Here is a 9,326-nt window from a genome sequence, read left to right on the forward strand (position 1 = left end):
GCAACGGCGTGCCCGCAGACCAGGGGCAACACCGCGACTGATCGCAGTCCTGCCCTGTTTTTGCATGACTTCCAGCACCAATTTGTTGTCCAAATACGTCCAGAACCAATTTTTATGGGCTTTTTCTTCGATTACCTATTGGCGTCACGCAATTCATGCCCTACATTTCGCTTGCCGACGGGGTCGGCACGACCAACAACCAACCGTTCACGGAACAGGAAATCATGGCAAAGACCGCTAAAAAGGCTGCCCCGAAGAAGGCAGTGAAGAAAGTAGCTACGAAGGCTGCAACCAAGGCTGCCGCCAAGCCGGCCGCACTGAAGCCGATCAAGGAAGCACTGACCAAGTCCGGTCTGGTCGCCCACATCGCTGAAGCCACCTCGGTCGCTGCCAAGGACGTGCGCGCTGTGTTCGCCGCCCTGGAAGGCGCCGTTGCCGCCTCGGTCAACAAGAAGGGCGCTGGCTCCTTCACCCTGCCGGGCCTGCTGAAGATCTCCACCGTGAGCGTTGCTGCCAAGCCGAAGCGCAAGGGCATCAACCCGTTCACCAAGGAAGAGCAGTGGTTTGCCGCCAAGCCGGCCACCACCAAGCTCAAGGTGCGTCCGCTCAAGAAGCTCAAGGACGCTGCGCTGTAATCAGCGCGCCCCTTGGCGAAGAAACGGGACGGCCCTGCCGTCCCGTTTTTTTTGCCTGATCGCAACGTGGAAAACGTTCCCATGGGTCGCAGCGTTCCGCCTGTGGCATGGGAAAAACACTGGAACACAGCGTCATGGTCCAACGCCTCGTACCGGCGCCGGAGCGGGCCTATGGTGGCCACTCCCACCGCTTCCCCACGTAGTCCACCATGTCCATCAGCAAGCATCGCTACCGAATCTCCGTCACTCCGATCGAGACTGACGGCCAGCAGTGCAGCGGCCGTTGCTCGATCGAGTTCGAACAACGCAGCCAATACAACTGGATGCGCCAGTTGGAGTCCGCGCAAGGCCAACGTCGCCTGTCCTGCAATGAGGACGCCGGCATCGTGGTCGTCACCGGCCTGCTGGAGACACTGGCCGAATCGGCTGGCAAGCCCGACAGCCTGTTGAGCGCGCTGCAGCCTGAGCTGGGCCAGTTGCTGCACAAGCTCAAGCAGTTGCAGACCCCCGCGGAATGAATCACCGGTAATGCTGACTAGTTGTTCCGCAGACGGCCGGCATCACCGCACCGGAACGGAGCCGTTGGCATAGGCCTCGGCGGTTACAGGGCCTATGCGGCGGATCATCGCGACCGGAAAACAGCACTTCAAGCGCTGATATCGCGCCGATCCGCTCATTCGTCGCAATGGTTGGGATACTAGGCAGGCAGCACTTCTGCCCGATTGGAACGAGCCTGCTAATTGGCCGTTCACCCTATCCGGTTATCTTGCTAGTCCAACCTGCCGCCATCACCGAGTGCGCCCGATGAACCTGCGTTCCCAGCTCCTCCCCTGCATCGCCTTGATCGCCATCGCCGGCAGCGCCCATGCCGCACCGCAGGTCAACGGCAAGCAATTGACTGTGGGTGCCGCCGACGTGCAGCAGTACCTGGACGGCAGCTTCCCGCGCACGCAGAAGGCGCTTGGCGGCCTGCTGGCACTGACCGTCAGCCAGCCGCGGCTGACCTTGCCGCAGGGCAGCCGCCTGGATCTGGGCTTCAACCTGGCGATGGCCGCCGGCGGCTCGTCGATGCCGGTGGGCGATGTGCAGATCAGCAGCGGCCTGCGCTACGACGCGCAGACCCAGGGCTTCCATCTGGACCAGCCCACCGTTGATGGCTTCCGCCCCAGTGCCGGTAGCGGTGAGTTGGATTCAAGCACCCGCAGCCTGCTCAACAGTTGGCTGGCCGACTACGCCCGCCGTGAGCCGATCTACAAGATAGACCCGGCCATCGCCAAGGTCATGGGCGTGCTGCAGGTGAAGTCGGTGGGCATCCAGAACGGCCGCATCGCAGTGGACTTCAACCAGAACCTGGGCAGCTTCGTGCCGCAGGGTTTGTTGGGCAACTGAGCGAGATTGCCACAGTAACTGAAAGAGGCCGCGATTGCGGCCTCTTTCAGTTTGATCTGCTTGTGGGAGCGGCGCTGGGTGGCCTCGGGCCATAAGTCGCGAAGCCGGCGATGTGTCAGCCTCGAAGCCGAGCCTTCCCCCAAACAGAGCCGTTTCGACATCTAGTGGCAGCAACTGAGCTGGCGGTAGCCTCGCGGCTGACGCCGCTCCCACAAAACCAGCGGGCGCTTTTCAGCGCTTCGGCTGCAGCATCGTGCCGGTGCACTTGGGCGAGCCGCAACGGCATTCCCATATCTTCTTCAGGCGCGGGGTGTGGCGCTCGGCCAGGGTGATGCCGTAGTTGTAGGTCAGCTCTTCGCCAGGCTTGATCTCGCGGATGGCTTCGATGAACACCTTGTCGGCGGTACGGTCATCGCCTTCGACCTCTTCGATCGTCGCCTCGCAGTTCGGATCGCAGCTGTGGTTGATCCAGCGTGCGTCGTTGCCCTTGTAGTTGGCATCGATGACGTAATCGTCGTTCAGGGTGAACAGGAAGGTGTGGCCGGTTTCCACATCACCCGCATCGTCTGCATCCACTTCGGCATGGGTACGGCGCTTGCCCTTGTATTCGATGACGCGCTCGCCCTTCTTGATGGCGGCCACGGCGAACACACCGTTTCCGTGGATGGAGGATTTGCGCGCCTGGATCTTCTTGGGCATGTACATGGCCGGGACTTGAGTGAGGCGGTGATTCTCGCCCATCGGGCAGGACAACCCAAGGGGAGGCACCTGGATTGGGGATTCCGCGTCATGCTTTACGACGAATCGAAAGCATGGAGCAGCGGCTGCGCCGCGCACTTGCTGCTGACTTTGGCTCCCTCTCCCCTTGTGGGAGAGGGTTGGGGAGAGGGGTAGCTGTTGGCGCAGGATCAAAACTCACCAATATCCCTACCCGACTACTTTTAAGCAGAAGCGAACTGCAGCAGCTGCGCCGCTCCCCTCTCCTGCCTTCGGCATCCTCTCCCACAAGGGGAGAGGAGAACTGCAGCGGCTGCGCCGCTCCCCTCTCCTGCCTTCGGCATCCTCTCCCACGAGGGGAGAGGAAACAGCTGCAGTCCCCTGTTTGGCTGGGGGGTTTCTGCCAGCTGAACAGCAAAACTTGGCCCTCCGGACCAGAAAGCGTACAATTTTGGTCCACATTGATTTCCCGCCTCCGCAATGCTCCGCGTCACCAAGCTCACCGATTACGCCACCGTCGTCCTGACCGTGCTTGCCGCACGGCCAGTCGAAGTGCTGAGCGCGACCGATCTGGCTGAAGCCGCCGGATTGGAGCCGCCCACCGTCAGCAAGCTGCTCAAGCCGCTGGCCCAGGCTGGCCTGGTCGAAGGCCTGCGCGGCGTGCATGGCGGTTACCGGCTTACCCGCCCGGCCTCCGAGATCACCCTGATCGAGATCCTGGAAGCGATGGAAGGCCCCTTGGCGATCACCGAATGCAGTCAGGAGCAGAGCCAGTGCGGTCTTGCCGGGCAGTGCGGTGTGCGCTCGAACTGGCGGCTGATCAATGACGTGGTTTCCGATGCCCTGCGCGGCGTCACCCTTGCGCAGATGCTGCACCCCTTACCGCTTGCCGACCGTCGACGCATCAGCGCCGACGTCGTCTCCTGAACAACCGTAGGCAGCCCTGATGGCCACCGAGATCATTGAAAAGGTCGACACCGTCGACAGTCCGAACCGTGAAATCCACGAACAGCTGGGGCGCAAGTACGACGCCGGCTTTGTCACCCTGATCGAGTCCGAGTCGTTCCCGCCGGGTCTGGACGAAGACGTCATCCGCGCCCTCTCGGCCAAGAAGGACGAGCCCGAGTGGATGACGCAATGGCGCCTGGACGCCTACCGCCACTTCCTGACCATGCGCCAGCCGGACTGGGCCAAGCTGCAGATCGGCCCGATCGACCTGCAGGCGCTGAGCTACTTCTCCGCGCCCAAGGGCCCGAAGTACCAGTCGCTGGACGAAGTGCCCAAGGAACTGCTCGACACCTACGAAAAGCTCGGCGTGCCGCTGCATGAGCGCGCAAAGCTTGCCGGTGTGGCGGTGGATGCGGTGTTCGACTCGGTTTCGGTCGGCACCACCTTCCGCAAGGAGCTGGCCGAAAAGGGCGTGGTGTTCTGCTCCATCTCCGAAGCCATCCGCGAATACCCGGAGCTGGTGCGCAAGTACCTGGGCTCGGTGGTGCCGGTGGGCGACAACTATTTCGCCGCGTTGAACTCGGCAGTGTTCTCCGACGGCAGCTTTGTCTTCATCCCGGCCGGCGTGCGCTGCCCGATGGAGCTGAGCACCTATTTCCGCATCAACGCCAGCAATACCGGGCAGTTCGAGCGCACCTTGATCATCTGCGAAGACAAGGCCTACGTCTCCTACCTGGAAGGCTGCACCGCGCCGATGCGCGATGAGAACCAGCTGCACGCCGCGGTGGTCGAGCTGGTGGCGCTGGAAGATGCCGAGATCAAGTATTCGACCGTGCAGAACTGGTACCCGGGCGACGAGAACGGCGTCGGCGGCATCTATAACTTCGTCACCAAGCGTGCCGAATGCCGTGGCGCGCGCTCCAAGGTGACCTGGACCCAGGTGGAAACCGGCTCGGCCATCACCTGGAAGTACCCGTCCTGCGTGTTGCTGGGCGACGACTCGGTCGGTGAATTCCACTCGGTTGCGCTGACCCACCATCGCCAGCAGGCCGATACCGGCACCAAGATGATCCACGTCGGCAAGCGCACCAAGAGCAAGATCATCTCCAAGGGCATCAGCGCCGGCCGTGGCCAGAACACCTACCGCGGCCTGGTGCGGGTTGACCGTGGTGCCGAAGGCGCGCGCAACTACACCCAGTGCGACTCGTTGCTGATCGGCAAGAAGTGTGGCGCCCACACCTTCCCCTATATCGAGGTGAAGAATCCCAGCGCCACCGTCGAGCACGAGGCCACCACCTCCAAGATTTCCGACGACCAGCTGTTCTATTGCCGCGCCCGCGGCATCGACCAGGAAAACGCGGTGTCGATGATCGTCGACGGCTTCTGCAAGCAGGTCTTCAAGGAGCTGCCGATGGAGTTCGCGGTGGAAGCCAAGAAGCTGCTGGAAGTCTCGCTCGAAGGATCGGTCGGATGAGCCGCCTGCCGCTGCTACTGCTGGCCGTGCTGCCGTTCGCAGCTTTCGCCGCATCACCGGGCAAGGCCTGCGATGACGCCCGCACCCAGCTGGATATCAACGAGTGTGCGGCGGCTGAAGCCACCGCGGCCGACGCCGAGCTCAACGCGGTATACCGGCAGGTGATGCAGAAACTGCAGGGCCAGCAGGTCGCCATCGACAAGCTGCGCGCAGCCCAGCGCCTGTGGATCCCGCTGCGCGACGCTGATATCGAAGCGCGCTACCCGGTGGGCAAGGACGAGAATCCGCGCGTTCTGTACGGCTCGATGTACCCGATGCTGTACTCGGCCAACAAGGCCGAACTGACCCGCAAGCGCACCCAGTGGCTGCGCGCCACCTTCCTCGATCGCGCCGAAGGCGAGCTCTGATCGCCCCGCACCCTACATATTGAAGAACGCACCCTCATGCTGAAGATCGAAAACCTCCACGCAAGCATCGGCGACAAGGAAATCCTCAAGGGTCTGTCGCTGGAAGTGAAGCCGGGCGAAGTGCACGCCATCATGGGCCCGAACGGCGCCGGCAAGTCCACCCTCGGCAATGTCCTGTCCGGCCGCGACGGCTACGACGTCACCGCTGGCAGCGTGCAGTTCGAAGATGGCGACCTGCTGGAGCTGGAACCGGAAGCACGCGCCGCCGCCGGCCTGTTCCTGGCCTTCCAGTACCCGGTGGAAATCCCCGGCGTCAACAACACCTACTTCCTGCGTGCCGCGCTCAATGCGCAGCGCAAGGCACGTGGCGAGGAAGAACTGGACTCGATGCAGTTCCTCAAGCTGGTCCGGCAGAAGCTGGCCGTGCTGCACCTGAAGGACGAGCTGCTGCATCGCGGTGTCAACGAAGGTTTCTCCGGTGGCGAGAAGAAGCGCAACGAGATCTTCCAGCTGGCCGTGCTCGAGCCGAAGCTGGCAATCCTCGACGAAACCGACTCCGGCCTGGACATCGATGCGCTGAAGAGCGTGGCCGATGGCGTCAACGCACTGCGTTCGCCGGAGCGTTCGTTCCTGGTCATCACCCACTACCAGCGCCTGCTCGACTACATCAAGCCGGACGTGGTGCACGTGCTGGCCGACGGCCGCATCGTCAAGACCGGCGGCCCGGAACTGGCGCTGGAGCTGGAAGCCCACGGTTATGACTTCCTGAAGGACCGCGTGGTCCGCGAGGCGGCCAAGTAATGAATGCCCTGCTCGATTCGTTGCGCGATTCCTTCGCAACAGCCCGCACATCCATGTGCGGGGATTCAACGAAAATCGCCGAACGGGAGTCGATTCTTGAGGCCGCCCTCAAGACCGGCCTGCCCGCCGCCCGCAACGAGGCCTGGAAGTACACCTCACTGCGCCAGCTGGAGCGCCGCAGTTTCACTGCCGCGCCGCTGCAGGCCCCGGACATTGATACCGCGCTACTGGCCGACATCCCGTCGCCGCGCCTGGTCTTCGTCAACGGTCGCCACAGCGCTGCGTTGAGCGATCTGTCGTCGCTGGATGCCGGTGTGCAGGTGCGCACCTTGTCTGCCGTGCAGGCCGAAGAGCCCGAGGCGCTGCGTTTCCTTGGCCGTCGCTTCGAGCGCGCCGAGGAAGTGTTCGCCCAGCTCAATGCCGCACTCGCCGACGAAGGCGTGCTGGTGCAGGTCGCCGACGGCATCGTCAGCGAAACGCCGCTGCATCTGGTATTTGTCAGCGCGGCGGATTCCAGCGACCACGCCTGGCATCACCGTCACCTGATCGAGCTGCGCCGTGGCGCGGTGTTCGGTCTGGTCGAGCACCACCTGCAGGCTGGCGACAGCGCGCACCTGGACAACACCCTGGTCCACGTCCACATCGCCCAGGACGCCGTGCTGTCGCACGCCCGCGTGCAGGCCGACAGTGCGCGTGCCACTTCGCTGCTGCGCACTGATGCGGTACTGGCCCGCGATGCCGAGTACCGCCGCATCGACCTGGAACTGGGTGCTGCGCTGAGCCGTCATGAGCTCAACGTGCGCCTGGAAGGCGACAACGCCAAGCTGACCGCCAATGGCGTGCTGCTGGGCACCGGTCGTCGCCATATCGACACCCGTCTGGGCATCGAGCACATCGCCAAGGACACCAGCGCCGAGCTGGTCTGGCGTGGCGTGGCGGCCAACCGCAGCCGCGTGGTGTTCCACGGTGGTATCGGCATCCGCGAAGGCGCCGATGGCACCGATGCCAACCTCTCCAACAAGAACCTGCTGCTATCGGCCGATGCCGAAATCGATACCCAGCCGACGCTGGTGATCGACGCCGACGAGGTCAAGGCGGCGCATGGCGCCACCGTTGGCCAGCTCGACGCCAATGCGCTGTTCTACCTGCGCTCGCGTGGCGTGCCGGCCGAACAGGCACGCGCCATGCTCAGCGCTGCGTTCTGCCACGAGCCGCTGTCTGCGGTGGAAGGCGTTCTCACCGAAAAGCTGGCCCGCCATCTGGACCAGGCACTGCAACAGGCAGGCATGGCATGAACCTCAGTTCCCCGCGTCCGATCCACCACCCGGCCAGCGCCCCCGACTGGGAGCGCGTGCGCGCCGACTTTCCGCTGCTGATGCGCGAAGTCAACGGCAAGCCGCTGGTGTACTTCGACAATGCCAACACCGCGCAGAAGCCGCTGTCGGTGATCGGCGCGGTGGACGAGTTCTACCGCCGCTACAACGCCAATGTCAGCCGCGCGGTGCATGCGCTCGGCAGCGAGGCCACCGAGGCCTACGAAGGTGCGCGCAGCAAATTGGCGCGCTTCCTCAACGTGCGCAGCGATGAGCTGGTGCTGTGCAGCGGCACCACCTTCGCGATCAACCTGGTCGCGTATTCGTGGGCGTTGCCGCGCTTGAAGGCTGGCGATGTGATCCTGGTCTCGCGCATGGAGCACCATGCCAACATCGTGCCGTGGCAGCTGGTCGCCGAGCGCACCGGCGCCAGCGTCCGCGTGGCCGAGATCAAGCCCGACGGCAGCCTCGACCTGGACGCGCTGCATGCAGCGATGACCCCGGAAGTGAAGCTGCTGGCGCTCACCCACGTGTCCAACGTGCTGGGCACCATCAACCCGGTCCGCGAGATCTGCCGTGAAGCGCGCAAGCGCGGCATCGTCACCGTGATTGACGGTTCGCAGGCCGCACCGCACCTGGCGGTGGATGTGGCAGCGATCGGCTGCGATTTCTACGCCGTGACCGGCCACAAGATGTGCGGCCCCACCGGCACCGGCGCGCTGTGGGCACGCCGTGAGCATCTGCAGGACATGCCACCCTTCCTCGGCGGCGGCGAGATGATCAAGGAAGTCAGCTTCGAAGGCACCGTGTTCAACGATGCCCCGCACAAGTTTGAAGCCGGCACCCCGAACATCGCCGGCTTCATCGGCCTAGGCGTGGCGGTGGATTACCTGGAAGCGCTGGGCCGCGAACACATCGAAGCCCGCGAACAGGAATTGCTGGCCCACTTCACCGAAGAACTGCAGCGTGTTGAAGGCCTGCGCATCTTCGGCACCGCGCCCAACAAGGCGGCGGTGGTGTCGTTCCAGATCGAAGGCGCGCATGCGCACGACCTGGCAACCCTGCTCGACCTGCAAGGCGTTGCCGTGCGCTCTGGCCAGCACTGCGCGCACCCGCTGCTGCAGTACTACGGCGTAGCCGCCACCTGCCGCGCCTCGCTGGCGTTCTACAACACGCATGAAGAGATCGAGTCCTTCATGGCGGCGTTGAAGAAAGTGCGCACCCTGTTGGGTTGAGCAGTCGCATTGTGTTTGAGGGAACGGCGTCAGCCGCGAAGCCGATAGCACTGCAGATCGACATTCAAACAGCGAAAGCGCCCTCACCCCAGCCCCTCTCCCGTAAACGGGAGAGGGGCTGAGACGCAGTGCTGGCTGATTGTGGGAACGGCGTGAGCCGTGAAGCTCACAATCCAACAGCACAAAGCTTTACCCCTCCCCAGCCCTCCCCTTGCCTTCGGCAAAGGGAGGGAGCGCATTGCTGGCTTCCACAGCATCCTCGGCACTGCATTCGTTCTGGTTATGGGAGCGGCGTAAGCCGCGAGGCGCGCGTCGCTGCAGGTGTCGTTGATACCGCGCTCTGCCAATCTGTCAGCCTCGCGGCTTACGCTGCTCCCCCAACCCTCCAGAGCATCCACGCTGCACAG

10 protein-coding genes are annotated in these 9,326 nt (G+C 63.7%); 9 read left to right on the forward strand and 1 reads right to left on the reverse strand.

The features are described from left to right. The first annotated feature begins 224 nt into the window (after positions 1-224). From ACVOMF_RS07135 to ACVOMF_RS07145, 3 genes are all read left to right on the forward strand, one after another. Positions 225-635, forward strand: a complete 411-nt coding sequence (locus ACVOMF_RS07135; protein WP_481508646.1) for an HU family DNA-binding protein — start codon at positions 225-227, stop codon at positions 633-635. A 209-nt stretch (positions 636-844) separates the two neighbouring features. Further along, positions 845-1,153 carry a DUF3861 family protein gene (locus ACVOMF_RS07140; RefSeq protein WP_481508647.1) on the forward strand — a complete coding sequence of 103 codons (309 nt, stop codon included), beginning with the start codon at positions 845-847 and terminating at the stop codon, positions 1,151-1,153. A 286-nt stretch (positions 1,154-1,439) separates the two neighbouring features. Next, positions 1,440-2,024, forward strand: a complete 585-nt coding sequence (locus tag ACVOMF_RS07145; protein ID WP_481508648.1) for a YceB family lipoprotein — start codon at positions 1,440-1,442, stop codon at positions 2,022-2,024. A gap of 231 nt (positions 2,025-2,255) precedes the next feature. On the opposite strand, the gene ACVOMF_RS07150 is transcribed toward ACVOMF_RS07145, so the two are convergent. Then, positions 2,256-2,723, reverse strand: coding sequence for an SET domain-containing protein (locus ACVOMF_RS07150; RefSeq protein WP_481508649.1), 468 nt, complete (start codon positions 2,721-2,723; stop codon positions 2,256-2,258). A gap of 498 nt (positions 2,724-3,221) precedes the next feature. Here ACVOMF_RS07150 and ACVOMF_RS07155 point away from each other — a divergent pair, with 498 nt between their 5' ends. Genes ACVOMF_RS07155 through ACVOMF_RS07180 form a run of 6 tightly spaced genes read left to right on the forward strand, consistent with a single transcriptional unit; the run spans position 3,222 to position 8,919 of the window. After that, complete coding sequence (locus ACVOMF_RS07155) at positions 3,222-3,668, forward strand: SUF system Fe-S cluster assembly regulator (RefSeq protein ID WP_481508650.1); 447 nt, start codon at positions 3,222-3,224, stop codon at positions 3,666-3,668. 19 nt (positions 3,669-3,687) lie between these two features. Then, entirely contained in the window at positions 3,688-5,163 is a 1,476-nt protein-coding gene (gene sufB, locus ACVOMF_RS07160) for a Fe-S cluster assembly protein SufB (RefSeq protein WP_282271342.1), read from the forward strand. Next, a complete protein-coding gene (locus ACVOMF_RS07165; RefSeq protein WP_481508651.1) occupies positions 5,160-5,570 on the forward strand; it encodes a lysozyme inhibitor LprI family protein in 411 nt (136 codons plus the stop codon). Before sufB ends, ACVOMF_RS07165 begins: the two co-directional genes overlap by 4 nt. A 36-nt stretch (positions 5,571-5,606) precedes the next feature. Beyond that, a complete protein-coding gene (sufC, locus tag ACVOMF_RS07170; protein WP_282271346.1) occupies positions 5,607-6,371 on the forward strand; it encodes a Fe-S cluster assembly ATPase SufC in 765 nt (254 codons plus the stop codon). Beyond that, positions 6,371-7,666: a Fe-S cluster assembly protein SufD gene (gene sufD / locus ACVOMF_RS07175; RefSeq protein ID WP_481508652.1), complete on the forward strand. Its 1,296-nt coding sequence runs from the start codon at positions 6,371-6,373 to the stop codon at positions 7,664-7,666. The genes sufC and sufD overlap by 1 nt, the downstream gene beginning before the upstream one ends. Beyond that, positions 7,663-8,919: a cysteine desulfurase gene (locus ACVOMF_RS07180; RefSeq protein ID WP_481508653.1), complete on the forward strand. Its 1,257-nt coding sequence runs from the start codon at positions 7,663-7,665 to the stop codon at positions 8,917-8,919. The genes sufD and ACVOMF_RS07180 overlap by 4 nt, the downstream gene beginning before the upstream one ends. Positions 8,920-9,326: the final 407 nt, after the last annotated feature.

This window comes from Stenotrophomonas sp. STEN022, assembly GCF_056760155.1.

What these genes read in the sequence shown, in the direction of transcription:
- ACVOMF_RS07150 (WP_481508649.1), bottom strand. Translation starts at nt 2,723, where the DNA reads ATGCCCAAGAAGATCCAGGCGCGCAAATCCTCCATCCACGGAAACGGT.
- ACVOMF_RS07145 (WP_481508648.1), top strand. Translation starts at nt 1,440, where the DNA reads ATGAACCTGCGTTCCCAGCTCCTCCCCTGCATCGCCTTGATCGCCATC.
- sufD (WP_481508652.1), top strand. Translation starts at nt 6,371, where the DNA reads ATGAATGCCCTGCTCGATTCGTTGCGCGATTCCTTCGCAACAGCCCGC.
- ACVOMF_RS07180 (WP_481508653.1), top strand. Translation starts at nt 7,663, where the DNA reads ATGAACCTCAGTTCCCCGCGTCCGATCCACCACCCGGCCAGCGCCCCC.
- ACVOMF_RS07135 (WP_481508646.1), top strand. Translation starts at nt 225, where the DNA reads ATGGCAAAGACCGCTAAAAAGGCTGCCCCGAAGAAGGCAGTGAAGAAA.
- sufC (WP_282271346.1), top strand. Translation starts at nt 5,607, where the DNA reads ATGCTGAAGATCGAAAACCTCCACGCAAGCATCGGCGACAAGGAAATC.
- sufB (WP_282271342.1), top strand. Translation starts at nt 3,688, where the DNA reads ATGGCCACCGAGATCATTGAAAAGGTCGACACCGTCGACAGTCCGAAC.
- ACVOMF_RS07165 (WP_481508651.1), top strand. Translation starts at nt 5,160, where the DNA reads ATGAGCCGCCTGCCGCTGCTACTGCTGGCCGTGCTGCCGTTCGCAGCT.
- ACVOMF_RS07140 (WP_481508647.1), top strand. Translation starts at nt 845, where the DNA reads ATGTCCATCAGCAAGCATCGCTACCGAATCTCCGTCACTCCGATCGAG.
- ACVOMF_RS07155 (WP_481508650.1), top strand. Translation starts at nt 3,222, where the DNA reads ATGCTCCGCGTCACCAAGCTCACCGATTACGCCACCGTCGTCCTGACC.